This is a genomic window from Mesorhizobium australicum WSM2073 (genome assembly GCF_000230995.2).
Classification (GTDB): domain Bacteria; phylum Pseudomonadota; class Alphaproteobacteria; order Rhizobiales; family Rhizobiaceae; genus Mesorhizobium; species Mesorhizobium australicum.
The window spans coordinates 587,176-613,656 of sequence record NC_019973.1 but is presented as its reverse complement, the minus strand read 5'-3'; the positions used below and the strand labels follow the sequence as shown (position 1 = coordinate 613,656).

Here is a 26,481-nt window from a genome sequence, read left to right as displayed (position 1 = left end):
TGTGCCCTTCCCGAGAGATGGGTGACAGTTCATTCCGGATAGATGGGTTACACTTTCGGCCCTTTGCAAGGAGAGCAAGGTGCCTTGGAAGGAGTGTAACGTCATGGACGAGCGGCTGAAGTTCGTCGCGCGGCTGCTGGACGGCGAGAAGATGGCCGTGCTTTGCCGTGAGTTCGATATCTCGCGCAAGACCGGCTACAAGATCCTCACGCGCTACAATGATAGCGGCTTGGAGGGGCTGACGGATCGATCGCGCCGGCCCTACCGCCATGCCAATCAGCTTCCGTTTCAAATCGAGAAGCTGATTGTGCGTCTGAAGCAAGACAAGCCGACTTGGGGTGCGCCGAAGATACGCGAGCGGCTGGCCCGGCTATATCCGGATGTGCACCGGCCCGCGATTTCGACCGTGCACGCCGTGCTCGACCGGCACGGGATGGTCGAGCACCGCAAGCGAAGGCGCAACAGGGCGACGGGAACACCGCTTTCCAACGGCTGTCGGCCCAACGATCTTTGGTGTGCCGACTACAAGGGCGAGTTCATGCTCGCCGATCGGCGCTATTGCTATCCGCTGACGATCACCGACTTCGCCAGCCGTTATCTCATCGCCTGCGAGGCGCTGTCGACCACGAAGGAAGCCTATGCCTTCACCGTGTTCGAAAGGGTTTTCAAGGAGTTCGGCCTGCCCAGCGCGATCAGGACCGACAATGGTGTTCCCTTCGCCAGCCCCAATGCGCTGTTCAACCTCAGCAAACTGTCGGTCTGGTGGCTGCGCCTGGGCATCGACATCGAGCGCATCAAACCGGGCTGCCCGCAGCAGAACGGGCGCCATGAACGCATGCACCTGACCCTGAAGAAGGAAACCACCAAACCGGCAGGCGCCAACTTTCTGCAGCAGCAGGCCAGGTTCGATGACTTCATCGACGAGTTCAACTCAGAACGCCCCCACCAGGCCCTCGGCATGGACTGTCCGGCAGAGCGTTACGCACCCTCAACGCGACCCTATGCCGGCCTGCCAGATCTCGATTATCCGTTTCACGACAAGGCTGTCATCGTCACTACCTGCGGCCGCATCTGCTATAACAGAAAGAAGATCAACCTCAGCCTCGTTTTCGCCGGCCAGAGCGTCGGCATCAAACAGGTCGAGGACCATATCTGGCTGGCTAGCTTCATGGACTATGATTTGGGATATTTCGACGATGAGACATGCAGGCTCGAACCACTCCAAAACCCCTTCGGGCCAAAAGTGTTACCCATGTCTCCGGTATAAACCGTAACCTATGTGTCCGGAACGGACCCTGGAAGCATGGCGCACCCGACAGGATTCGAACCTGTGACCTCTGCCTTCGGAGGAAATTTCTGCGGCTTTCCGATACGTTTCTCTTTGTACGCCGTAGCCCTCCATCCGTCTGATTCCACACATTTATTTTGACCATGGCGCCGAAATTGGTAGGCTGCAGCAGGTCGAGATTTTCTCCCGCCTGCTTCCATGGTGCTTCCGCGGAAGCAGGCGAGAGGTGTGCAGGAAGGGCAACTCATGGCCAGACTGACAAAGCGCGTTGTCGATGCTGCCGAAGTACGCGATGCGGACTATTTCATGTGGGACGACGAGTTGCCGGGGTTCGGACTACGCATGTTTCGGTCTGGAAAACGAAGCTACCTCGTCCAGTACCGCGCCGCCGGTCGTACCCGCCGCTATACGATTGGGCTTCACGGCGTCTGGACACCCGAAACCGCCCGTCGAGAAGCACGCATACTCCTGGGGAAAATCGCCCAGGGCGAAAACCCGTCAGAGGAACGGCGCCTCGATCACCAGGCGATTACCGTCAAGGAACTTTGTGAGCGATATCTCGAAGATGCTGACAAGGGCTTGATCCTGGGCAAGGGACGTCGACCGAAAAAGGTATCGACATTGACGATCGACAAGAGCCGGATCCGTCGTCACATCATCCCGCTTCTGGGCACCCGTCGTGTGAAGGACATCGCTTCAACCGACGTCAACCGCTTCGTCCGGGACGTCACGGCCGGACGGACCAAGGCCAATGTGAAGACCAGAGCGCGAGGTCGCGCGATTGTTCGTGGTGGGGCCGGAACAGCCGCCCGTGCGGTAGGTTTGCTCGGTGGTATTTTTACCTACGCGATAGAGCAGGGGATCATCGAGAAGAACCCAGCCCACGGCGTTCGGAAGCAAGCTGATCGCGTCAAAGATCGCCGTCTGACAGAGCAGGAGTATCGAGAACTCGGAGCGATTCTACGGAAGGCAGCTGAGAATGACGCTTTGGGTACCTCTCTCGCCATCATCCGGTTCCTTGCCCTCACGGGCTGCCGACGGAGCGAGATAGTGAGCCTGAAATGGACCGAGGTCGATGTTGAAAACAGCTGTCTTCGCTTCGAGGACAGCAAGGAAGGTGCCTCGGTAAGGCCTGTCGGGCTGCCGGTTCTGGACATGACGGACGACCTGAGCAAGGATGAGCAGGACACCTTCGTTTTTCCGGGCACGGTCGAGGGCAAGCCGCTGGTTGGCTTCCCTAAGTATTGGAAGAAGGTTCTCAAGGGGACCGCACTCGAGGACATAACGCCCCACGTGCTCCGCCACAGCTTTGCCAGTGTCGCCAACGACCTCGGTTTCACAGAAGCTACCGTTGCGGCATTACTCGGTCATTCGCGTGGCACAGTGACGAGCCGATACATCCATACCGTTGATACCGCGCTGATCATGGCGGCTGACACGATCGCGGGGTACATTAATGGCCTTCTGGACGGAATGCGCTTCACGCGAACATCGTACGCCCTCGATCGCCCGGCAAGAGGGGCCGCTCTTTCGCGTCTGTTTTCTGAGGTCGCGGCTGACGAGGACGCTGACGTCGAAGCACTTGCTGCGTAGATTAATGCCGCGCGTGACCTGGCCAAATCGCCTCGCCGCTCGACGGGTTAGCCTGCCTCGGGCCGCTCCACTGACCAGTTCCGCCTTCAGATCAACTTTGTGGAGCGCGTTTAGCGAACGGCTGCCGAGAGGCGTTGGATAGTAAAATGTGGGTGGGCTCGCTCGATGCCAGAAACAAGATCGACGAAGCGGAGGCTCCGCGCTTTCGCGCCCGCTTAGGCGCGGTCCGAAATCGGGCTGACGCCAGCCTTAGCAGGGTTCAGCACAATGCCGCATTATGCTGTCAGCGACTGCAGCAAGACGGTTAAATTCAGCCGCCGCAATTCGGGATATGATACTTCCGCGCAACTTCTTTAGAGGGAAGGTGCCCTTTCACCCGACCATCTTTCTTTATGGTTACGATGGGACTGTCACCGGCTTTCGTCCAGCAACACCCTTGAAAGGCATTTGCCATCGCCTCACTGAGGCTGAGGTTACTCGCAGTCCGGCGCGAATTCAGCACTGACGCACAGTGGAGCAGGACGGCTGCCACATCGTCATTATGCATTGATGAGATGTCGAGATTAGCCATCAGCGAGTTGAGCCTAACCTTCGTGAGCTTTGTGGCAGCCTTCGGCTTTTTGGGTTTCGCGCTTGACGCCCCCTTCTTCTCATCCGTCTTCGTTGTTGCGGGTTTCGGCTGCACCTCTGATTCTTTGCTCAACTTTCTCTCCTATAGCTGCGTCTATTGCTGGACAATAATTCCGACCTTCTTCTGCTCGTTGATATGCCAAGCCTCACCCAAGGGAGACAAGGTTTGCTTGTCATCTGCCAACTGGGCGAACGTAAAGACGATCTTGTGTGTTCGCTCCCGTCCTGCTGAGAAGAGTTTGCCAGATGCATTCACCGTAGAAGTCGTGAATTTCCAGGTCGGCGTGATGTCGCCGGATATCGTTTCTTTGATCGATACTGTCTGTTGAAGCACGTTCTTCCCGCCCTTGATCACTTCTTTTTTGTCGGGCGCGTCAGCGATATGCAGCTGCACCGTTTGAATACGTGATTCCAGCAGCGGCAAAATTCGCAGATCGATATCTACGAGCGGCGAGCCTTCCTGATGGCCCGCTGGCTGACGGCACGGCCGCTCCTTGGTGTCTGTTTTGAAAATATCCGGCTTATAGAGAGCGGATAGGGGGTAGAATACGTTGAAGGTATTGACGTTGGTCGCCACCGCTCCTTTGCTGATCCCGCCAGCCAGGCTGAATTGGGAAAGCGGTAGCCAAGCCGTCGTAGGATTGATGGTTGTGTTTTCTGAAACCGTGAAATCCGTCGCGACTTCCACACCCCAATCATAGAGGAAGCTGCCATAGAGCTTGTGATTGCTCCTGTCTTCTGCCTCCTCGCGGTCATTTTTAATTGCAAGGGTCACAGCATAGCTCAACTCGCATACAATGCTGCTGGCGAGTTCCGTATTCATATTTTCGACATCACCTGAACTGGTTTTTGGCCAATCTCGCTGACTGGGAATGTATGTTCCACAGGCAGCTTGGGATAGACAACACGATGCGGCGACGATTAGATTCTTCAGCTTGATCAATGTAGTGCCCCCGCTGGCATCAAGATTTTTCTTTCTTCGGCCGCCAAATAAACTCTAGCCTTTGGCGTCGCCTAAAGACCCGGCAGACGCCCCCAGAACATTTTATTTCTTGAAAAATATTCGTCTTTACCAACTAAAGTCTGTAGCATTTAAGCAACAGATAATATATTATCTTGCTCTAAGAGGACCCAAGGGAACCGACGCCGAGCAAAGGCGGACGGGAACCACCTCCGCAACCTTTCGGCGTATCAAGCGCTAGGTGGGGCTCACGTCGAGCAAACGAACAACGCCGCCCGCTGCTCGCACAACTTATTAAAATGTATTGACGTAGAAACTGTCTCCCTCATTCACGCCGACAGAAGGTTCGGTCTTGGCTGGCGGCGGATCGCCATCGGTTCGAACACTGGTCCACTTGATCTTGGCCTTTCTGTCTCCGTCGAGTTCAACCGCCAGGTTTTCCTGCTGGCCATCATTTAGCCGGTGTTTGTCCCAGACCAGTTTGTTGTCGGCGGTGTTCAAATCCCAGATCGACACGAACAGATCCGCGTGATCGTCATTGACGGCGGCTATGGTGCCCGAACCTGCGTGGGCTGGCGTGAACATGCAGACAGAACAAGCTAGAGCAAGAGCGAGCGATTTCATTTCCAGTCCTCCTAACGTCGACCTCAATTTGTGATGCTATACTGCGGACGAACAGCTAATCGACAGAAACGCGTGTCGCCGCTTGCCTGTGGATTTCGCCTTCCGGAGCAAGGGACTTTGTTTCGTCGATGTCCCGCAGCTCATGTCGCAGAGCTCTGATGCCTTTTCCGACATCCCCCATCAGCGTCGAAATGCGGCCCCTTCCGAAGAAGAGCATCATCACCACTATGACGATCAGCCAGTGCCATATGCTTAGCGTTCCCATTTCCTGTTCCTTCCACTTGTTCGAGCCCGAGTCGGTCTTCTTTGCTCCCATCACAGCGATCAGCAGCCGCCTTCAGGGAATGCCGTCAGCGACGTCCTCGGCAAAATATTCAAGGCTGTCGGCGTTTCGTCTTGCCTTTTGCGGCGCGGATTTCGCGAGTTGCTCAGATTGCGAGGGGCCATATTCGTTATCGACGATTCTGGCGCTGGTTGCCTGATGAGACGCCTCATGGATGATGGCCCCGCCTTGCGAATTTGCGCCTGTTGCAGGCAAGGCGAAGAATCCCGACTCCAAGAAAACCTCTGAGAACGACCCCTTGGGAACAAAAGCGAGTGTTCCTAGATCATCATCCGGCATGGATTTGTTCGGACACCAGAAAGTTTTGAACGTCAAAAACCCGTTAACTTCCAGATACACATTCTTTATGATTGGATCATCGTCGCCCTCTGCGCCGCCGAACCAGCGCTGGAACTTGGCTCCAACGTCCGAATTTACGGCGGGTAGACTGTCGATAGCTGATTTCAACTTTCTATGTGCTTCATCCACCGCAGCTTGTGCCGCGCTTGATTGAGTAGTGTCACATGCGACTCGATAGTCATCGAAGCTGTCGGCCCGCACGTCGATTGACCAAAACAAGGCCGCCGCTCCCGCGACAAGACTGATTGGCTTTTTCATTTCACTTCTCCCAGTTCGTTTTGGGTTGCATGAGGACTTGTGCTTGGCGCTTCAAACGGGACGCGCGCCGAGAAGCGTGGACCTGACTCGGTCAGCGTGCTGGCGGTGAACATCGTTTCCGGCTTGATCGGTTCGGCAGCGTAGGTCGCCGGCATGCGTCGCTCGACCTCCTCGAAGTAGGCGTAGAACTGGCCCGGTCCTAGCTCGGCGAGACGTCCTGCGGCGATGGAGAGGTTCAAGGTCCACTGCGCGATGCCATGTTCTATATGGGGGTCGGTGTCGACCGCCTGGTAGGCGGCGAGATTGACTGGCGTGCGCCTTAGCCGGCCCTTGCCGTCACTCGCTTCGTGAACCACCGCCATACGCATATGCGGCTTGTCGAGAACATCGTAGATCGGATGCCCGGTCTTTTCGTAGCGTGTGTGGTGCCGCACCCGTTCCGAGGCCTGACCGCTGACGGTCGCACAGACGCTGAGACCGCCCCTCTTTTCAGCCATCGGCGTCAAGGTGACGGAGCGGCTGGGCAGGATCTGGCTCCAGACCACCACGGGCTCGGAGACCTTCAGGATGTCCGGTGCATGCGGCTGATAGCGGACCAGGCCCAGCCGGATGAATGGATCGGTCGACTTCGAAGGCGTGATCTCGATGTCGACAAACCATTCCTCGCGGTCGGCGTCGAAGCACGGTTGGTAGGTTATGAGGCTCACCTGCGCCATCTCGAATTTCGGCTTGGCGCCTTGCTGGCCGGATGCGTCGTTTTCGTCCGCGGGCACGGCGACCGGCATCAGCACGTCCGTCTCTATGCGGGGATCGTGCGGCGATGCCGACAGTCGCTCGATGACCTCGGGTGCCAGCGGCGGGCTGCCGGGCCTGCGCACGAGATGGGCGACGTCGGCGAAGTTTAGCGGCCCTATCAACGGTTCGGTGTCGGGTTCGCTGTCCCAGCGGATCGGATCGCCGCCCCAGCGGGTGATGAAGCCGCCGAGATTGCCGAGGAACTCGTCTGATAGCTGGTCGAGCTGGACGTCACGGCCATAGTAGTCGCGCAACTTGCGCGCCAGCGACGCTCGCGGATCGTCGAACTGGTTCGGCGGCCAGACCACGACTCCCAACCGCTCCTCCTCGCCGGAGGAGAACCAGCCGCGCGACAGGTAGACGCGGGTTACCGAACCGCGCTTCAGCGTATGGACCGGCAGGCCATGGTCGTCGACCGTCAGCCGCTCGGTCCGGAATACCGGCATGGGCGAACGGACGACGCACTTGGCCGGGCGCTCGCTCGCTGGAAGCCAGACCTCGAGCTGATCGCTTTCGCGGATCTGCTGCGCTCGATTGAGCGGCTGACGGCGGGCCAGCTGCTGCACGTTGGCTTCTTTCGGCCCGCGCCAGCGGTCCGCGGTTTCCCAGTCGGCGGCGAAGCGCGAGAACGCCACCGCCTTGACCAGTAGCTTCCTCGCCTTAGCGTCAGGGAACGTATGCACCTGGTCCGACTTGAACATCAGGCTTGGCTGGCCACCACCAGCCGGTGGTGGCGTACTCGGCCCGTCGACGACGATCACGCCGCGTCGCGCCGCCTCATGCACCATGGCCAGGCTGATGACGGAACGCCCCTGCAACCGCGGCCAGCGCGGTATGGCGCCATCGACCGGCAGGGCCTCGCAACGCAGCAGCGTGACCTGAGAGCGCCTGAGGCTGACGCGCTTCTCATCGTCGATGCCGGCAAAGCCATAGACGTCCTGCACCGACAGGAACCGGCGCTGGCCGGTGGCGTCGAGCAGGCTCGGCCAACGGCCGGCGCGCCTGGCCTTCAGGCTTCGGCGGCGACTGGTATCATCCATGACGGAGCTGCGGGGCGAGACCGTCTCGGCGACGATCTCGAAACTGTCGGCGTCGGTCAGATCGAGGGAGATGGCGCCGGTGAGCAGGAACTCCTTCGAGCCTTCGTCCGCGCGCGGATCGAACACCATCTTCGCCACGTCCAGGGCGTCCCTCGTGCGTATGCCGCTGCCTTCCTGCCGGTCCTCGACGGGGGCGGGCCGCGTCGCCCCGGGAGCGCCGAACAGATTTCTCGCCGATCTCCGCACCTCGGCATCGTCGCCAATCCATTCAACGGCGGCGATGGCAGCATCGAGGTCCTTGGGCAACGGCGACACCGCCCATTGCGGCGCCTGGGCCGGCCGGCTGGCCACGCAGGCGGCACGTATCGAGGCGACTGCCGACAGTTCGGCGATTGGCTGGATGCAGGCCATGTGTTGCAAGAGTATCCTGGAGACTTCGAGCAAAAGATCGTCGTTGGCGCCGACGTGACCGCCGAGCGAACAATGGCAGTCCGTTGCCTTTTCATGGGTGGCCAGGCACGCTTTCAGCGCGTCCGCCGCCGACCGGCCAAACATGGCTTCGAGAGCCTTTGCGTCGATCGGCGTCCCCATCGGGTTCATCAGCGCCCCCAGCGTCTCCGGCAGGCTGAACCATTTCGCCAGCCGCTCGGGCGACGGCACACAGAAAATCTCGAGCATGAAGTCTTCGGAAGGTGCAACACGCATCTCGACCACCCTTACGCGCGCTCCGGATTTCGCCAAGGTGCCGTCGGACGACAAGAACTGGTCGGGCGCTTTCGCCAGCGTCAGCACGTCATCGAGCGAGCTGGGCGCGGGCCGGTTCTTGACCTGTGTCATGACGATGGCCAGAGGCCGCGCGTTCGGCCATTTGGCCAACCCGCCATCGTAGACAGATATGGGCAGCGACCCGTCCAGATAGGCGCCGGTGGCGCGGTGCTTCAATCTCAGCACATAGGTCTCGGCCGCCGGATCGGGCAGGAACGGCTGACGCCGCCCGACATCGTGGCCAGGCACGAACACTGTTTCGGCCGGCCCGTCCTCACCCAGATAGACGATGTCGCGAACCTTCTCCGCTCCCGTCGATCCAAAGCCGGTCGGCTTGCGAGTGACGGCGACCGGAAAGCCAGCCGGCACCAGCACATCGTCCTTGAGAATCTGACGGTCTCGCCGCACGTCGAGCAAGCCACCTTTTAGCCGCGCCGCGAAATCCGTGACATCGAACATGCCATGCCGGACCGCGTCGTCCTGCGCGATCGTCGGAGGTACGACGATGCGCATGGTCTGGCGCGGATAAGCGCGTTGGTCGGCAGGCCGGTAAGGCGCACCGGCAATGAACTCATCGGAGGATACGGCATCGGAATTGTTGAACCGTAGGACCGCGCGCTCGGCCTGTTCAAAACCGATCGCTCCATTGTTCTTGGTGGCGATATGCTGGGGAAGGAGGATGTCGGGATGGCCGACAGCCTCGTGACGCAGGAAGCGCCTCCGTGCGGCGGGAGACTGTTCGTCGCCGAACTTCGCCGGAAATGCCAGCAGCGGGGCCATCGGATGGATTTTGGTCGTATTGAACTGCCGCTGCAGATGACCGCCGTCCTCCCGCATCGGCACCGAATGGCCGCCGAGGAAGGTCGAACGCATGGCGAACCGGTAGCCGACGCCATAGCGAAGCGGTGGCGGTCGCGAGGCTGGATCGGTTTTGGCGTCGGGAAGGCTGAGAGTACGCCGAAACGGCAATCGCCGTCCTGTTGGCTCCGGCCGTTCGGGGGCACACAGTACGGCCATGGGGGTGCCATCCCACTGAGCAACGGCTTCCTCCACCACGGCGTCGACATCGACGCTGGCATCCTGGGCCGGTGCAGGGCCGCGCGGCACCAGCCGCGAGACGAACGTCATGCTGCTGGCATCGAGATCGCGCCGCTCCGGTGTGCCCGGTGCGCCGATCAGCATATCGAGCGCGGTCCTGACGCCGGGCTTGGCCTTGCCGGCGACGCGGAAATCATAAGAGACGGTTCGATTCATGAGGCTGCGCCAGCGATCGTCGCTCTTGTTGCCCACGGCGACGTCCAGCCGCCGGCCGATGGTCAGATCCTCCGCAAACAGCAGCGCGCGCACGCGATGCTCGCCGTCCATCGGCGTCACGGAATTCTGGGCGCTGGTGCGCGCGGCCGTGCGAACCGCCTCGTCGGCGCGCATGCGGTCGAGAATGGTGAAGCCGGCGGTCTTGAAACCATTCGCATTGCCGCCGGCGTCGTCAACGCTGTCGCTGCCCGTCAGTTCGGCAGCCCGACGCATGTCGAGCGAAACAAGACCGAAGCGTGGATTGTTCTGCGCGGCCGTCGCGCTTGCGCCGGCTCCCATCATCGCTATGCCGTCGAACTGGTCGAGACCGGCGATCTGGGGCCAGATGAAGGGATCCCAGCTTTCATCAACGAGCGCGACCTGCGGCACGTCAATCTCGTCCTTGGGCGCTGGCCAGAAATGATCATTGGCGATCTTGGCCGCCGTCCACACCAACGGCGTCGCACGCTCGGGCGCATCGCTCTCGGCTGCCAGGAAGACATAACCGGCGTCCAGTTTCTCTACTTCGAGATCGATCGTCAGGCAGAACAAACGCGCAAAACCGGGATCGCCCTGCAAGGCATAGAAGGTATGCGCCACATGCTCCTGGCGTTTGGCATCCGACCCGTGGTCAGGGGCCTGAGGCGCCTGCGCCCAGCTTCCGTAGAGCTGGGTCTTGGCAGCCTGCGCCCGCGTGGCTGGCGCCGGCTGGCCTGGATCCTGGACCTTGGGTGTATCCTTCGACACCGGCTTGCATAGTCTGCTTAGTGCCCGGTCCGTGACTTCCTTGAACTTGCCTGTCGCCCACTTGCGATCTTCCTCGGTTGCATCGACGACCGCCATCAACTCGTCTTGCTTGCGCTTCTTCAGTTCAGCCAGCAGCACTTCGGCGGTGACGGGACCGGCCGGGGGTTCCACGGCCTTCGGTGCGTTCAACGCAAGATCGGACAGCTGTGGCAACGGGGCGCGAATCTGCTCGGCGACGCGGCGTGCCCGCTCGGCCTCGAGATGGAAGGCGAGATCACTCTGACGCGCCGGAATGATGGTCTTGATCACCGTGGTGTTAGTCGGTGTCGCTTGCGACGGCCGCATGCGGCCGCGATCCTCGATCGCGGCGGGATCCGCCTTGTCGCTGAGATCGGCGGTGAAGGTCTTGCCGGTCAATGACCGGTCGATCAGCGTTTGCAGATCCGTCCATGCCTTGTCGTCGGCAACGCCGACGAAGGCCTCCTGCCAGATCGCGTCGATGTCAGTCCAGACGGTTGAAGATTTCGGGTCGCCGAGCCGCTTGATCGCGGCCGTTGCGGCCACCTCTCGAATGGTTGCGATGTCGGGTTCGGCGGCCGTCCAGCAACCGGTCGATGTCAGCACTTGCGTCGCCTTGGGCGCGATCGCGATCTTGACCTGGAAAGGGCCAGGCTTACCGCCGTCACCCGACAGGGCGATGCCACGGGCAACCAGCTTGGCCATTTCGCTTGGCCATTTCGAAAGCGGGAAGCCGCCTTGTAAGGCGCGTTCCGGCGTCGCGACGAGGCTCATCCGGTGCTTGCCGTTGCCGGCAAGACCATTGGCGACCACGCGGAAGAAGGGGCGGACGGAAACGTCGGTCATGCTGCATCCTCCAGAAGGTCGACATCGAAATAGTTGAAGTATTTTTCCGGATCCTTGTCCTGGCCGACGGTCAGGGCCCTGGCGCCGGTGACAAAGCCATTGTCGTCGGGGATCGTGCCGGTAATGATGGAGCGGTCGATGCCATCGGCATTCGCAAAGCGGGTCGGGCTCTCCAGCGCCGCCTGTTGGCTTCCCAAGGCAGGCTGGCTGTTCGAGACCCGCACGCTGTAGTCGTAATCGACGATCCCCATGGAGAACGAGAAGGAGAACACCGCCTCGCCTTGCATCGCTCCATCGTTGGCACCGCCTGACGTCATGCCAAGCTTGACGTAGAGCGAAGCGTAGCAGGAGAAAATCCATATGCTGGCGGCGCCACCGGCGAAGAAGGTGCCGGAGATGTCCGTTACGCGGCCACTGGGCAGGGACTGCGTGCGGATGAAGAAACCGCACATGATGCGGCCGTAGGCGACGAGCGGCCCGAACGTGAAGTCGGCGCTGCCGCCGAACTCGAATGACGCCTCGAAACCGACGATGCTCCTGGCGTTCGCGGTGATGGCGAAGTAGCCGGCGCCGCCGAATGGCGGCACGCTGATGATGAAGGGCGCCAGGCGGCGCGCCAGCGAGGCGCGGAACTGGGCTTCGCTGTCCGTGAACGGCAACAAGGCGGCAACGTTCAGCGATACGTTGGAAAACGAGATGCCGCCAAGCTGGATGGTGCCGAGGTTGAGGCCGTAACCGGCTTCTATTCCCGGTAGTCTGTCCAGCGGCTGCAAGTAAAAGCCGCTGTCGCTCGGGCTGAGGAACGATTGCAGTTTCTCGGCGAATTTGAGCTGGGCGCCGATCTCGAAAGTGTCGTAGTCGACATCGAAGGACGGCTTGCCACCATCTTCGATGAGGAACGACGCGCCACGGAATTTCAGCGTGACGGCATCGAAGATGCTGCCAAGCAGGTTCACCTGGAAGGCACCGAGCCGTGCATCGGCGCGGAACTTGACCGGATCCTGGCCAAGCAGGTCGATGTCGACGCGAACGGCGACGTTGAAGGTGCTGCCGGGGAGAAGTTGGAAGATTTCACCCTTTTCCGTGCCACTACCCGAAGCCAGGTTCATGTCGTAGGCGAGCGTGGTGCGCAGCGGTACCAGATTGGCCAGCGCGTCCTCGATCTCGTCACGCAGGGCAGCGACGTCGATCATGCTGAGGATGTCGCCGCTGGTCGCCTTGACGACGAGCTTCTTGAGATTGTTGGCGATCACTTGCGGCGCGGCGCTATGGGTGCGCCAGCCTTCCAGCAGGACAGCGAGCTCCTTGCGGATGTCGGCCTGACCGAAATCGGTCGCCTTCGCCACGTCGGCAATCCAGCCGGCCTCCTGCCCGAGCCGATCCGATTTGTCGCCATCGTGCGGGAAGTTCGGATCAGGCTCGACCAGGAGCGCTTCGCGAACCATCGCCGAAGCGAGGCCCTTGGCGATCGAGGGATCGGCCAGCACCTTGTCCCGGGCGGCGACGATGCTCTGATAGCCAACGGACAATGGCGCGAAGGCCAGCTTAACCAGGCGAAAGGCCTCATCACGCAAGCTCGCAGGCAGTGCCGATGCCCGGTCGAACAGGCTGCGATAGGCTGAAATGGCGGTTGCCTCAGCCGCCCGCAGCTTCTCCCGCACGGTATTGAACTCGGCCGACCCGCCGCGGCCGAAGAAGAATGCCTCGACTGTTGTATCCTTCTTCACGGTCAAGGCCAGGAATTCGGCAATGGTCTGGGGATCGATGCCGACCCCGAAATTCTCCGGCAGATCCGACGGCACCGCCGCTTCAAGAGCGGTGAGCGCGTCAACCACGCTCTGGCGTTCGGGGTCGAACACGCTGGGCAGGTCTGTGAAGAGCTGTTTGAGCGAGGCAATGCCAGCCGTGGTGAGCAGACAGCTTTCGCCAAGCAGCTTCAACACCGAGCTTGCCACAAGCGTCAGGCTGCCCGCGATCTCGGCCTGGGCGGACTTCAGTGAGTCCTGGACAGTCTCGACGGCACTCTGAATATCGGTGCTCGCGCCCAACTTCGCCGCGAACGCCAGAGCCAACGCATCCACATTGTTGGGCTTGCCGATGATGTAGGCGTTGAGAGCCTCGCGGACCGCCCGCAACACACCGGACAAGCCATCCACAGCACTCTCGATGATCCCACGCGCAGCTTCAAGTCGCTGCAGAAGTCTTGTCAGGTCAGGCGTATTGCCACTTCCAGGCGTCAGCTTTTCGAAGTCTCGCAACGACCGCGAAACCATCTGAAGCCCTCGTCCGAGATGCACCGTGTGCCGATAGGCCTCCCCGATCTGCGCTTTCAGGACACCGATGAACGTCTCCGTATCGGAAAGCACGCCATCCACGTCGTGCTGCAGCGACAACGGGAGATCGTCCTTGTGGTCGACGAATGCCTTCCTGGCGGGAGCAAGGTCCAAGGTGAGCTGCCCTGCCGCTTGCCACGCCTTGGCGACCTTCATGAGGCCGCTGCCTGTTGCGGGCAGCGTGTCCGGTAGCTTGAGCATCTCAGCCGCTTCGGCCTCGTCGTCCGTCGGCCATTGCTGCGCCGTATCGCTGGTGAACCCGAGCAGCCGAGCCAGCGCGTCGAATGCGTTCGCAGCCTCGCCGGCCGATTTTGTGAGGGGGTTGCTCAGGTCGACTTCCACGCCGAACAGTTGGCGTGCAACGGTTCCGGAGGCAGCGAGTGCCGCATCGACGTCATTGTTCTTGACGGCCTGAACGAGCGAGATTACCGACTTGCCGCCATCCTGCAGGCGACGCAACTCGGTTACCAATTGCAACAAGGCGGGAGGCAAGCTTGCCGAATTCAGATCGTGCATGGGGATAGCAGCATCGATTTCCTGCAGTCGGGCGCGGTAAGCCCCGACGGCGGCGAGAAGCCTGGACTTGTATGGCTCGTTGGCATTATCCCTGACGTAGACGAGCGCTCCGTCGACGGCGCCGGAAGCGATACCGATCGTCGTCTTGGCGAGGCCCGCTGCTGCCGCCTCTGGTGTCGTGCCGCCCGTCGCCAGATCGACGATCACCTTCTCGACGGCGGCGCGCAAGTCACCACCGGCAGTGGAAACCGCGGTTCGAAGCAGTCTGGCGGTCTCCCGCGCCACGGCTTCGACATCGGCTGGCGTCGCATCTGCGACGACTCGAACCGCCGCAACAAGATCCGGAACCGGCACTGGCAGTGGGATGATGTCGTCAAAGAAGTCGACGGCGGCGATAAGCTCGGCCGCCACCGCCGCAACCGCCGCCTGCGCATCGCCGTTGCCTACCGCCTCAATCTTGGCCAGTACCGTTTCGAGCGCAGTCTTGGCGGCGAGAATATCCGATATGCCGCCGAGCAGCGTATTGCGCACGGCTTCCTGCATCCGCTCGGGCGCATTCGCGGCAAGCGCTGACAGCAGTCGCGCGAACCGCTTGCCCGCCTCATAGACGGCCGAAAGTCTCTTGGGCAGGGCAAGGAGGTCGTTCTCCGCCAGCGCATCGTCCAGCAACCGGCGCAAGCCGGAAAGCCCATCCTCGATCTCGGGAAAATAGGTCTTTATCGAGATGATCTGGACATCGGCCTGGCCGACGAGTTTCGCCTGTTTTTTCTGTTCAGCCTGCAGACGCTCGTCGAGTGCGTCCCACTGCGTTGCGATGGCATCGACGGCGGTCCGCAACGGCAGCAGCACGTTGACCCGGACCAGGGCCAGGGCATCGGATGTCGTCTTCTGCAGCGCCGAGCCAAATTCCATTGTCTCCTTCAGCAGCGGCAGGTCCGCGCCGGCCAGATCAAAGGATGACATCAGGTCCTGCAGCTTGACGATGCCGAGCAGCTTGGCATCGGACGAGAAGAAGTTCTTGAACACGTCAAGCTGGCCATCCGCGGCCGAGCCGCCGCCAGTTGCTGCTGGCGCGACCGCGGTGGGTGTCGTCGGCGTCACGGGGACCGCCCTGCTGAAGTACTTGGCCAGTGAGACAATGTCAGATCCGGGACGGGTCTCGACGGTCGGCTTCTCGGCGCCGAGCGGTCCCCTGCTTCGCGACAAAGCCTGGATCGTCGAATTCGGCCGGGCGATGCCGCCGGAGCGGTCGCCGCTGCCCCCCATGTCCAACTTTACCGATGTGATGAGATCGAGAAACACTTCCGCCGGGTTGTCCGTGGCGGCGACGTCACTGGCATCTTTCGCGCTCACGCCTTTCTCCCGCGGGAAACCGTGTGCAAGAAAATGTCCGTCGTAGCGCACCTTGGTCGCGTTGGTTGCGGAACCGGTGAAACGCTCCACCTGTTCGATGTGGATGTCGGCGATTTCGACAGCCGGATAAAATGGCGGCTGCTCGGCGCCTTCCAGCACGCCCGTCGTCTCGTAGAGGGTATTGTCGCCCTCCCAGCTGGTTCCGCCGGGACCTTGCCGGCCTTGCGCAACCACCGTCACACGATCGGTGGCGAACGTCGTGTCACCGCTCTCTTTCTCTTCCGCGTAACGCAGCTTTTGGCCGTTCAACGCCATGTCGCGGCGTACATTCGCATGGGTGTTGTAGTATTCGGCAACCTTACGCACGCTTCCTGGTGTGGTCGCAGCCACATTGTCCAGGAACAGCAGTGGCATCGACGTCTTCTTGTCATCGAGCGTGAACTGGAAAGAGATGAGGCCCTGATCCGTGAGATTGACCTTCGGCCAGAACGCAAGGCCGGGTTGATCACCCAGCGACAGCATGCCGTTGGGAGCGACTTCGCCCTCCTTCGGAGATGGACCCACCGGCGTGGTCGGATCGACGATATCGGGGGTGCGACGGGTGAGCATCATCACGTCGCTGGCGCACCACTGACGGCCGGAATTGGGTTGACCGACAGCGGGATATTTCTTCTCGGGCTTGCCGACACGCAGGAACATGCGCTGGCGCAACAGCGCCTTGTAGCCCTGGTTCTTGGTCAGCAGGAAGATGCGCTCGGTGAGCTTGACCAGCGATGCCCGGTGGCCAAGAGGGAACAGATAGCCCTTGTAGACGACCTCGGCGCGGATGTCGCGGCCAAGCACGATGTCGTGCTGCCAACGCTCGATGGTCATGCCGTTGAAGAAGGGAAGACCATCGATGTCGAGCGCCGTCGCCGGCGGATTGAAATGCGTGTCGTGCGTAAACGAGCCACCGAGCGTCGACAGCGTCAGCTCAGTGGCATTCAGGGCGACAGGCCGATAGATCGCCTCGTCGCTGCGACCGTCGAGCAGCGCAAAATCCGCTCCGGGTTCGAACTGGCCGGAGCCATCGACCAGGGTGCCGGACAATTCCACGTCCTCGCCCATGGCCTGGCGCTTGCCGGTGACAGGTAAACCGTAGGCGGATGTCAACAGCACCAACTCGTGCCGGTCGTAGGCGTCGAGCGAGGTGCGGAAGAATTCGATGTCCCTTTCAGTCTCGGAGCGGATGCCAAGACGGCGGCACAGCCAGTCGACGAGGCGAAGCTTCCTTGGTGGCTGAAAGTCCTTTGCCTTCACGCAGAACGCGTCGTCGGAGACATCCTTCCACTGGTTGTCTGCGTCGCCAAACCGGGCGACATAGGCATCACGGGGCGATGATGCGCCGGACGTCGCCTGCTCCTTGCCCAGGAACCATGGCGCATAGGCACCGCGCGGAGGCGCAAAATGGCCCGGCAACAATACACGGCCATCGCGCGTCGCCGGTTCAAGGGCCATCGGGCGAAAGTCTGGCGTGCCGACCACGCGCAGGCCGGGCTGCACGTCCTCGATCAGCAAACGCGCGGTCCACAGATCGCGGCTGTGGGAGGCGATCGGCGCGCCTGGCTGGGTAACCTCCGCACCGAATTCGAGCACGGCCGGAGGATCGGCAAAAGTCGTATCCGGTCCTGGGATGGGAAACCGCCGCGTCGTCTGCCAGACCGCATCCTGCGCGGTCGACAGCAACAGCCGCGACGGAATTTCGATTGCCGTTTCGAGGGCGTTCGGCGCCGTGGCGAGCGAGGCGCGAATTTCGCCCATGCGCTGAGCACCGGTGACGTCTTCTCCGGCGCTGAGGCCCTGGTAGTCCAGCATGTGGCGGTCGTCGAGGTCGGCGGCCTGCTCGCCCAGCGGGGGCACGACGCCGCTGGGCAATTCGCGAAACAGCTTTTCGGCACGACGGGTAACCGCAGGCTCGTGATGCGACCAGTCGGTGAGCGCGGCAAATGTGAAAGGCATGCCGTCGAAGGCGACGCCCGCCGCGCCGGGGTTGGCAGGCGACGCCTTGGGCGTCGCTGCCAGGCCGTTGGCGTCGTTGTTGTCGCCTGCTCCCGGCCGGCAGTTGAGGCGGAAAGCAAGCCGGGTCGGACCGGAGAGGCGGGCCTCGACAATATCGGGAATTTCGTCACGACCGGCAGCGAAGTCCTTGAAGTTCTTGCGGGCATTGCTATCGCGCCGGATAGCCCGCGCCAGGTCGTCGCCCACGACGCCGTCCCGGTTGTTTGGATGGAAGTATTCCGTTGCGGCCTCGCCCGGGAGCGGCGGCTCTGCCGCCTTGGCTTTCTCGGCGGCCCCGGTCATCAGATCGCGGTAGAAGCTCCGAAACAGGGCGTAGAGCGGCAGGCTGGATTCGACAGTGCTCTCCAGTTCGAGGCGCAGGCCAAGATCTGTGATCGGCCGCTTGAACTGCGTGTGGGCGGCGTTGGCACCGGCCGAGGCCAGGATAGCGGCGATCTGATCTCGTGCCTGGATATCGATGAGTTGATTGACAGCCTTTTCGATCGTCTGGCCGAGCGATAGGGCCTGCAACTTGCGCGCGGCTTCGAACGCGTCAGGATCCAGCCCGTCTGGACCGATATAAATCTTCTGCGCTTCAGGAAGAAGCTTCGTCTCTTCCGCGGCGGCAAACGCCGCGCAGAAATCAACGAATGAATGGTCGTTGCTCGCGTCTTTTGCCTCCTTGGCAATTTTCGCGTCCTGGATCGTCTTACGGCCCGTCACATCGTCGGCGTTGCCAGTTTCTTGCTGGTCCGCTGGAGCCAGGGCCACGTCGGGCAAAGGTGGCGGCTCGGGCAGGAAGATTGCGCGCTCCATGACGTGCTGGGGATCAAATTCGACAACCAGAACCGGGCGCGTGTCGACGCGCGCCGGCTCTGGCTGCGCCCGCCCTTCCCCCTCCGGCATGTCTGCGCGCTCGTGGCGCGGCACGACAACCACCCCGCAATCGTCGCTTACCGGGAGGAAGGCTGGTAGCGGCGAGAATGCCAGGACCATGTCGGAGAAGCGGAAGCGAAGCCGCATCTGGTCGTAGTCGCGCGCCGCAACCAGCGTGGCGCGCGCCAGGTCGAGTTTGGCGACGCGCACCCCGTCCGCCGCCCCGCTCAGCGAGACGAAGCTGGAGCGTTCGGGTGTTGGCGCTTCGGCAATCAGTCCACCGAGCGGATTTCCGTCGGAATAGGCAAGGCACAGCTCGGCTCGTTCGAACAGCAGGCGGCTGTGGCTGACATCCGGCAGGGCGGCAGAAGCCTCGAGGAGATGCAGGTCCACCGCTGCCCGGCGCAGGGTTTGCCGGTTGTCGATCTTCACGCCGCCGGTCTTTCCTTCGCCGGCTTTGCCATTGCGATCAGCTACGATCCAGAGCGTTTGTCCAGGTGCGCCTGCACGGTCGCCGCATGCGGCAAGCATGATCTTGCCGAAATCGTCCTCGCCCTTGCCCGGCCCAACCTCGCCACCGGGCGTCCCCTCGCCCGGTTGCAATTGCAGGACCTCGTCATATGCGCCATCGACGCGGATAGTGCCGATAGGCGTTTCGACAGGCCCGCCTTCGCCCTTGGGGTCAACGACGCTTCTGGCCGATAAAACCGTGCGGACAATCGGCGCCTGGCCGGGGAGGGCCACCGCGGTCTCGGTGGCGACGGCACGCTCCAATGCAAGCGGTCCCGCGATCCGCACGCCCTTGTCCAGGAATTCGGCACCCGTCTTGTCGATGACGATACGTGACACTGTCTGAAACGTGTCGGGCATAAGAGCCGAGGGACCTCGGCGAATCTCAACTTGCCAACCCTTGTCGAGGGTTGGTTCAGGATTCAGCAATCGAGCTTGCGGTCCTGTTTTGTCGCCGGCGCGCAGATCAAGAACCGACGCTGTCATGCCAACACCAGCGAAGTAAGGTCCTTGCTCGACGCCTGTGCCAGTCTTGCTCGGCTCGTAGTTCCAGCCAAGACTGAAGTCCGTGATGGCGACCTGCGTGGCAAACGCTGTCAAAGGCTTGCCGATCGTGCGCAGGTGCCACTGAAAGCTGTTGGTCAGCCCGACCACGACGTCGTCGTGGCTGCTGCCGGCATCGATGCGGCCGGAGAACATCCGCCGGAAGGTCTGGCTGACGCGCGACGCCCATAAGGTTTCGGTGGCTTCGGCACGTGATGCGAGAAAGTCATCGAGGAACACCGGGCTTTCCGTCTCGTATTCAAGCGAGGCTCCGTCGCTGTCCAGCCAGACATCGGTGAGGATGCGAATTTTCCATCCGCCGGCATTCTCGAAAAACAGCACGATCTTGCGATGCTCAAGATCGCCATAGGTGATGTCGCGAACATAGACCGCGTTCTTCTTGCCTTCGGCATCTGGAAGCGACAGGTCGAACCAAGCCTTCGGCCCGAACATGTCGAGATTCATTTTCAGAACATCGAGTCCGGCCACTGGCTTTTTGTTTTCGGCATCGACGCGCACCACCTGGAGTTCACGCCCATCGGACGAGAGATCGAACCGCAGCAGCAGTCGCGAGTCGTCGGTTCTGTCGGCCGCGAAAACGCGGGAAATACCAGGAAGTGCTGGGGTTGCGGCCAGAAGCCCGAGAAACTGGCGCCGGCTCACCGGAAGCGCGGGGTACCTGTGTCCAGTTACCGGGGTTGCGCACAACGGGAGGTAAAGACTGTTCCTCATGGTTCACCTCAAGCCGAGCGGCCCGGCTCAGGGAGCCCGCCGCCTTTTGAAGCGGCGCCTTGATGACGGCCGCGAACGTGACGGGCCAAGTGAGCAGCGGCTGGCGTGACACAGCCGTTACACGACGCAACCGGCAGGTTGAGAGCAGCGCGTTTGACGAGTTGTCGCTGGAATGGGAGGCAGAACCTGATCGGGTTGTCAGGGCCGCCGGGAATTGGCATATCTTCGCGCACCTTCCGAAGAAGGCGGCAAGGTTCGCTCCGTCATCGAGCGATGCTGCTATTGGCGCTCAAGCACATTGGTTGCGCAGCGGATAGCACCAGAGGATTGGTGGAACGCCATCCAGCCGTCGACAGGCCTCACCTCAAAGCCAAGGTCGCACCAGATTTTTCGATTTGCCGCATCAGTATCGGCAAATTCGCCATTCGTGGAAAATTGCGGAAGCCACACAATGTCGGGACCGGTCTGAACAATGGTGTTGTTGTAAGCCAAAGGTGCGTTCTTATACCGTGTCGGGTTGTTGATGACCTTATACCCGCTGCCGCGCAGGTATTCCGACAGCGCCCTGAGACAATCAGCCATTGGACCTTCCGATTGGCCGCCGTTCCCCGTTGGCATGATTTCCGCGACCAGAAGCGTGCCCTTCGTTCCAGCTTCCCGGCGGCCAGTCACAGCAACTACCTGATCGGTGTGCAACCAGCTTTGGGTCAGCCGGTTCAGCAATAGATCAGTGATGGTGGCGATCAATGCTCGCATCATGGCGAGCGAGATAGGCAAGGTGGGTGGAATGCCTGCTGCCAGCGGCGCCGAGCCACGGCTTTCTTGCATTCGGCGTTGCAGCTCGAACTTTATCCAGCTGGATTTGTCGCGGATACTTTGGGGAAAATAGCCCACGACAGTAAGCGGTCTGGTGTCGAGGGCCTTTAGCCGGGCCAATGCGACTGCTGGCTTACAAAGGTATCCACCGATTTCGTTACCTGTGCGGTACAACGCAGTCTTTCCGACTAACCGAAAATCCGGCCCGACAAGGCTATCACCACCATCCAAGTAAGTGTCCGGCACTTTGACGACGGGAGTTCCGTCGATTGCTGAAATCCAATTGGCTTGGTCGCCTCTGCCCGCACTGATGACGCATTTTACGTAAGTTCGTCGGCCGCTGCGTTCACCTCGGAGAAAAGCATCGCGAATCCACGACGGGGTGTTCGTCACCTCCCCATCAGGGCGCGCGGTGACGGCGGGACAGCAAGACAAATTGAGGCCAGCCACCCAACGATTGACATCCACGGCACTCGCGCTATCGGCAAAGAGTTGAACATCCATGCCAGCAGGAAAGGCCTGCAACAGATTTTGATACGCGAGTTTCATGTCGGATTGTTCAGGTGAGAGCAAATCCGAAGAAATTTGAAGCGCCATCCGTGTGATGCGTCCTGTGACCTCGTCGGCGAGTGTATCTTGGTTCATCAGCCAAGGTCTCCGGCTGGTGGCTGCGCAGCAATCGTTGTCTCAAGCATGTCAAAATAAATTGTTCGGTTCAGTTCGGACGCTGTGATTGTGTGCCGGGCGATCTCGGGTTGGCCTAGACGCGCAATCAGCTCTTTGGCGTCAAGCGTCTTCTGGCTGACCTTGTGGCGACGCAGATTGCACTCCATCGTCTCCCTGCCGAGTCCGTCGAAGCTCGCGATGTCCAGAATGCGGGCCCATGTCCTCCGCTTGAAATGTAGCTCGGCCGCGGCGTTGAGGAGCGCCGCCTCTTGCGAGGGCGCCAGCAATCGCAGGGTAGACAGACGCGCGATGGTTGCCTCGACATCCACGAGCGCCACCGTGAGTGGCTGATAAGCGAGTTCCGGCGGAGCATGCAGAACTGCGACATCAGCGTCCGCAATTCTTTCGCCTGATAGATATTGTGCGAAGATGATCCCTACACCCTGCATGCCAAACCGATGGCATTCGGCAGCCCTGAGGGCTCCCATGCTGGCCGCACCGAAAACCTCGACACCAAGCGCAAGGGCAAACAATATCTCTTTGTGCCAGACGGATGGGCACGATTCGAACACGCCATCGACAAGACCAATTCTTGAGACACGGCTCTGGCACGCGCGCAGAATATCACCGCAGGCGGCCGGCGGGCGTAGATCCGCCCACACAAGATCTCCCTTTTCTATGCCGTAAATGCTGGGGCCGGCAAAGATGACTGGTTTCACGGCGCCACTTTCTCCGGTGACCACAACGCCTCGAGAGCATTCATGCTTACCCGCACAACATTCTGTCCGACCGCCGACTGCAGACCGGGCACCAGAACGCGCACGGCCCTGACCGTATCAGAAAACCCACCTAGCGGAACGAATATGATATCGCGAGCGCCGGATTGCAGGATCGCTGAGAGGACGACATTGAGTTTCTCGATCGATGTCGCGTTGGCAGGCAGGTCGCATCGAGGTATCTCTTCGAGAGTGCGTGCATGACCCTTTGGGCGCTCAAGTAGGCGCTCCTCACGGTAATCGTCGGGAGAAAGGTCGTCGCGCGCGCCGGCGATCTGTGTAAGCCTGGATTGAACCGCCTCCAGCAGGGCCGCGAACGCTGCCTCCTCGGGCGAAAGTCTGCATGCAAACCCGGCAAAACCACGAATTCCAACTCCGGCGTGGTTCCCCTCGGGCGTGGAGACAAAAGCAGCCAACGTAGGTAAGGCAACGTGGCCAGATACGACGGCGAAGAAACAGTCGAAACCGGCGGTCCGTACTCTGGCGACAAGGTCGTCAAGTTGTTGATGGCGACCGGGCCGATATACGACCGGTCGCGCGAAGCCCGAAAGCTTGCCGAACACATCCACCAATGCTGTCGCGTCATTTTCGACCACCTCAAGCATTGCATGAAGGGCGGCATCAGCCATCGAGGACCCTGCACCCAAACCGACCGTGGACATATTATAGGAGGTGTGATCCCATCGTGTCTCGACCCGCAGATCGAATCCGACGAGCTCAAAAGGCACATGCACCGGCTGGCCGTCGACCATCGAGAGCCCCGTCACCCAACACCGTTCGCGTCGGGGATCCTGGGCGTCGGCGGTCGTTCGCAGGGTTTCCGATGCGTCGATGCATCTCAATCCACGGCGTTCCATATCTTCCTGGTTGGCTACTTGCGAGACGAGATCCTCGTGTCGTTCGGCCAGCGCCTGCTCGATGGCCTCCATGACCGCGCCAACCCTAGCATTTTCGGAAAACACGCCCTTTCCCACGCAGACAGATAGTGATCGGGAATTCGGGCGTGTCGCGGAGAAGACTGGAACGCCGATGACATCGAGTCCGGTCAGATCCCCCACGCGTGTGATGCCGAAACACGACAAGTGCGGCTCGATCGCAGCAAGCAGTTCGGGTAGTCCGGCCTGGGGACAGGCCCGAACTCCCTCCACCGAGTTTGCAGTTGCTCGAAGTGCTCTGACTTCGTCTAGCAGATTATCCCGCCGGCCAAAGACCTCAAGCATGGTCTTATTTCAGTCCTGCGCCAGTTCTGCTATTGGCATCCCTGACGCAAAGAGCGGCGCAGACTCCAGCAATGTTCCGATCGTCGGCTTGATTGGAACGAACCCATTGCGGAAGGTCTTCCATTTCTTATCATCCACTTCAGACACGAAACAAAATTCCGCGTTTGTAATCATTTTTCCTGTAGAGAGTAAGTACTCTATGGAAATATGCGAGAGTACGTCCAAATCGTCAGGTGTGTCACCATTACCATCCGTCTTGCGGATCAGGCCGTGAATAGCCGCTGCGACATAAGAAAGCGCCTGCGTATAGGTCTTGTTATGACTCGCTCCGTAGCTTTGAATCTCCTTCTTTGTCACCAGGGCCGCGCGTAGTGGGTCGAGCATGACAATCAGAACACCTTCGTCCTTGTCGCCAATAACGTAAACTTTCGCCATTTAATCCCCCTTTTCATACAACCCCAGCCAATCTGAGGCCCTCTAAATTCAATCGTCGATGATCTTCCAGACGATCGGGAACGACGGTTGCACTCTTCTCGATCGCCATTCCACCTGGAAAGAGATCTTTGATCCTGCTTGCGTAGTCACGAGCACGGCCCAGGTCACCCATCAATGCATGGGTCGATGCCAGCATTGACAGGACGGGTTCATCGTCGGCGAGCTTGCCGCAGAGATCGATGGTTTTCTGGTAATCCTTTTGATGGAAAGCGATACTGGCGCCCGCCCACCAATAGTGATCCGGTGGAAGTGGATTCAAGTCGAGCGCCCGCTCGAATTTGCGCCAACCCGTGTCCGGGTCGCCAAGATGAGATAGTGCATCGCCGTACTGGAGTTGCAGATCCGCTGAATTCGGGCATAGGGCTTCGGCCTCTGCCAACCTCGACTCGCATTCTTCGAAATCGCGCTGATAAAGAGCTACGGTGGCCTTCATCCAATATCCAATGGCATCGTTGGGGTCCAACGCCAGGGCAATGTCGGACTGTTCGCGGGCCACATTCAGCAGGTCCGGATCACGTCCGCCGAGCTGTATCCATTCGAGATAGAGCGTCTGCGCTATGCGTGCCCTGGGCGGAGCGAAGGCAGGATTTGTATCGACCGACTGTTTGAACGACTTGCGGGCTCGGCGCAATTTGGGAAGGTCGCAATTGGAAAGCCACTTCTGCCCCTCGAGATAATGTAGATATGAGCTGCCGCCGAAATTGGCCCGAGGGGCCGCCAAACGATCGCGTTCGATCGCAGAGCCGAGATTTGCAGCTATTCGAAGCGACAGAAGGCTAAAGGATTTCGACAACCCTTCGGCATCGATCGGAAACTCCGCGGCCCATACCACCTCTCCGCCAGAGCATTTCGCCATCCGCAAGGCGAGCGCGGTTACTCCCTTGTCCGGCTTTATAAAGCCGCTGACTGTGTAGTCCGCGCGCAAAATCGAGTTGTCGACCGGCATTCCGGAATGATGATCGATCTTGAAGGAACTGTGTGGCGCCAGGGCCAGGAAGGCGCGATTCCGGCCCAACTCGTTGGCAACGTCCTCGACAAAGAATTTGATCAAGTCGCCGTGTGGGGTCATGTCAAGGCGCAAGGGCGAAAGAAAGGCGACGCGCGGCCGTTCGTCTGTCGGGTTGATTGGTGCTATCGCCGGACCGTATGAAAAGCGGGAGGCAAAGACGCGCCGGGTCACGGCTACCGTTTCAGGCGACGGTGTTAATCCGTACTCGCGCTGCAGCATGACGCAGAGCGTGCCATGGATACGCCTGGCCTCGTCGAGCATCCCGTTACGGCCGTAAGCCTCGATGAGCGCGCGGTAACTTTGCTCCCGCTCCGGCTCGAAGGTCAGCATTCTCTCAGCAATCAGCTTAAGGCTCTTCTCGGGCGCTCGACCGTACTTTGTAAGCTCTATTAGACATGCCTGGACCATGAGGAACAGCCGGTCCCGAAGGGCTACACGTTCTCTGGCCAGCCAATGTGAGAATTGATCGGTCATATCATCGACGCCCTCGAGCAAGTCTCCTCGAACCAATGGCATAGCATCGACGCATGCGGATGGATTGTCATGGCCGGCGCTCGACAAAAGACGGCAAACATCTATCTCATCTCGATCTTGCCCAAGGGTCACGGAATAGGCATCAACCTCCAAGAGTCTTTTTTCGACGGGGATGGCTTTCTTAATCCGGGCAATAAGTTGCCTTAAGTTTGAAAGCGCCGTCCCCTCGGAATTGCTCGCCCACAGAAGATCTGCGATCTCCCGACGGGATACCCTTCCGGAGGGGGATAGACTAAGTATGGCAACCAGTTGAAAAGCTTTGCTTGGAAAAAACGCCCCGGCGGGCCGTCCAGCGATTGCTGGAGTGCCCATTATGCGAACTGACGGTTCCCCTACTATCGTCATTTTTCAGGTTCTTTGTTCCCGATCACAACATTATCCGAATGCTTTCGCGGTTCAAGTAATTTGAGTTCACGCTGCTAGCTCGTTCAAGCCAGCAAGATCAATGACATCAGTTCAATAGTTTGCGACTACCAAATGGTAGTGCCGCCACGCCAAGTCACGTTGGTGTCACGCATGGCACCT

Annotated in this window: 14 protein-coding genes; 2 read left to right on the top strand and 12 right to left on the bottom strand. The window is 60.4% G+C overall.

The features are described from left to right. Positions 1-79 precede the first annotated feature (79 nt). Both MESAU_RS02840 and MESAU_RS02835 read left to right on the top strand, forming a co-directional pair. On the top strand, positions 80-1,267 hold the full coding sequence (locus tag MESAU_RS02840) for an IS481 family transposase (protein WP_041163264.1): 1,188 nt from the start codon (positions 80-82) through the stop codon (positions 1,265-1,267). Between the two features lie 267 nt (positions 1,268-1,534). After that, complete coding sequence (locus tag MESAU_RS02835; protein WP_015314538.1) at positions 1,535-2,881, top strand: tyrosine-type recombinase/integrase; 1,347 nt, start codon at positions 1,535-1,537, stop codon at positions 2,879-2,881. 310 nt (positions 2,882-3,191) lie between these two features. On the opposite strand, the gene MESAU_RS31030 is transcribed toward MESAU_RS02835, so the two are convergent. The 12 genes from MESAU_RS31030 to MESAU_RS02780 form a co-directional block, all read right to left on the bottom strand. Beyond that, positions 3,192-3,584: a hypothetical protein gene (locus tag MESAU_RS31030; RefSeq protein ID WP_015314537.1), complete on the bottom strand. Its 393-nt coding sequence runs from the start codon at positions 3,582-3,584 to the stop codon at positions 3,192-3,194. Between the two features lie 21 nt (positions 3,585-3,605). Further along, positions 3,606-4,454, bottom strand: coding sequence for a hypothetical protein (locus MESAU_RS02830; protein ID WP_157163619.1), 849 nt, complete (start codon positions 4,452-4,454; stop codon positions 3,606-3,608). 312 nt (positions 4,455-4,766) lie between these two features. Next, entirely contained in the window at positions 4,767-5,096 is a 330-nt protein-coding gene (locus tag MESAU_RS02825; RefSeq protein WP_015314535.1) for a hypothetical protein, read from the bottom strand. A 55-nt stretch (positions 5,097-5,151) separates the two neighbouring features. Further along, positions 5,152-5,412: a twin-arginine translocase TatA/TatE family subunit gene (locus MESAU_RS32350; protein ID WP_015314534.1), complete on the bottom strand. Its 261-nt coding sequence runs from the start codon at positions 5,410-5,412 to the stop codon at positions 5,152-5,154. Positions 5,413-5,433: 21 nt separating this feature from the next. Then, positions 5,434-6,036, bottom strand: a complete 603-nt coding sequence (locus MESAU_RS02815; RefSeq protein ID WP_041163262.1) for a M35 family metallo-endopeptidase — start codon at positions 6,034-6,036, stop codon at positions 5,434-5,436. Continuing rightward, positions 6,033-11,540: a hypothetical protein gene (locus MESAU_RS02810; protein WP_015314533.1), complete on the bottom strand. Its 5,508-nt coding sequence runs from the start codon at positions 11,538-11,540 to the stop codon at positions 6,033-6,035. The genes MESAU_RS02815 and MESAU_RS02810 overlap by 4 nt, the downstream gene beginning before the upstream one ends. Next, positions 11,537-20,371, bottom strand: a complete 8,835-nt coding sequence (locus tag MESAU_RS02805) for a hypothetical protein (protein WP_041163261.1) — start codon at positions 20,369-20,371, stop codon at positions 11,537-11,539. The genes MESAU_RS02810 and MESAU_RS02805 overlap by 4 nt, the downstream gene beginning before the upstream one ends. A gap of 348 nt (positions 20,372-20,719) precedes the next feature. After that, positions 20,720-21,901, bottom strand: a complete 1,182-nt coding sequence (locus MESAU_RS02800) for a hypothetical protein (RefSeq protein ID WP_015314531.1) — start codon at positions 21,899-21,901, stop codon at positions 20,720-20,722. Continuing rightward, positions 21,901-22,641: a TfuA-like protein gene (locus MESAU_RS02795; protein ID WP_041163597.1), complete on the bottom strand. Its 741-nt coding sequence runs from the start codon at positions 22,639-22,641 to the stop codon at positions 21,901-21,903. The genes MESAU_RS02800 and MESAU_RS02795 overlap by 1 nt, the downstream gene beginning before the upstream one ends. After that, on the bottom strand, positions 22,638-23,918 hold the full coding sequence (locus tag MESAU_RS02790) for a YcaO-like family protein (RefSeq protein ID WP_015314529.1): 1,281 nt from the start codon (positions 23,916-23,918) through the stop codon (positions 22,638-22,640). The genes MESAU_RS02795 and MESAU_RS02790 overlap by 4 nt, the downstream gene beginning before the upstream one ends. 9 nt (positions 23,919-23,927) lie before the next feature. Continuing rightward, positions 23,928-24,353 (bottom strand): hypothetical protein, encoded by a 426-nt coding sequence (locus MESAU_RS02785; RefSeq protein ID WP_015314528.1) that lies wholly within the window; start codon positions 24,351-24,353, stop codon positions 23,928-23,930. Positions 24,354-24,366: 13 nt separating this feature from the next. Then, complete coding sequence (locus tag MESAU_RS02780; RefSeq protein WP_051041224.1) at positions 24,367-25,938, bottom strand: BTAD domain-containing putative transcriptional regulator; 1,572 nt, start codon at positions 25,936-25,938, stop codon at positions 24,367-24,369. Positions 25,939-26,481: the final 543 nt, after the last annotated feature.

What these genes read in the sequence shown, in the direction of transcription:
- MESAU_RS02810 (WP_015314533.1), bottom strand. Translation starts at nt 11,540, where the DNA reads ATGACCGACGTTTCCGTCCGCCCCTTCTTCCGCGTGGTCGCCAATGGT.
- MESAU_RS02785 (WP_015314528.1), bottom strand. Translation starts at nt 24,353, where the DNA reads ATGGCGAAAGTTTACGTTATTGGCGACAAGGACGAAGGTGTTCTGATT.
- MESAU_RS02790 (WP_015314529.1), bottom strand. Translation starts at nt 23,918, where the DNA reads ATGCTTGAGGTCTTTGGCCGGCGGGATAATCTGCTAGACGAAGTCAGA.
- MESAU_RS02780 (WP_051041224.1), bottom strand. Translation starts at nt 25,938, where the DNA reads ATGCCATTGGTTCGAGGAGACTTGCTCGAGGGCGTCGATGATATGACC.
- MESAU_RS32350 (WP_015314534.1), bottom strand. Translation starts at nt 5,412, where the DNA reads ATGGGAGCAAAGAAGACCGACTCGGGCTCGAACAAGTGGAAGGAACAG.
- MESAU_RS02825 (WP_015314535.1), bottom strand. Translation starts at nt 5,096, where the DNA reads ATGAAATCGCTCGCTCTTGCTCTAGCTTGTTCTGTCTGCATGTTCACG.
- MESAU_RS02835 (WP_015314538.1), top strand. Translation starts at nt 1,535, where the DNA reads ATGGCCAGACTGACAAAGCGCGTTGTCGATGCTGCCGAAGTACGCGAT.
- MESAU_RS02815 (WP_041163262.1), bottom strand. Translation starts at nt 6,036, where the DNA reads ATGAAAAAGCCAATCAGTCTTGTCGCGGGAGCGGCGGCCTTGTTTTGG.
- MESAU_RS02800 (WP_015314531.1), bottom strand. Translation starts at nt 21,901, where the DNA reads ATGAACCAAGATACACTCGCCGACGAGGTCACAGGACGCATCACACGG.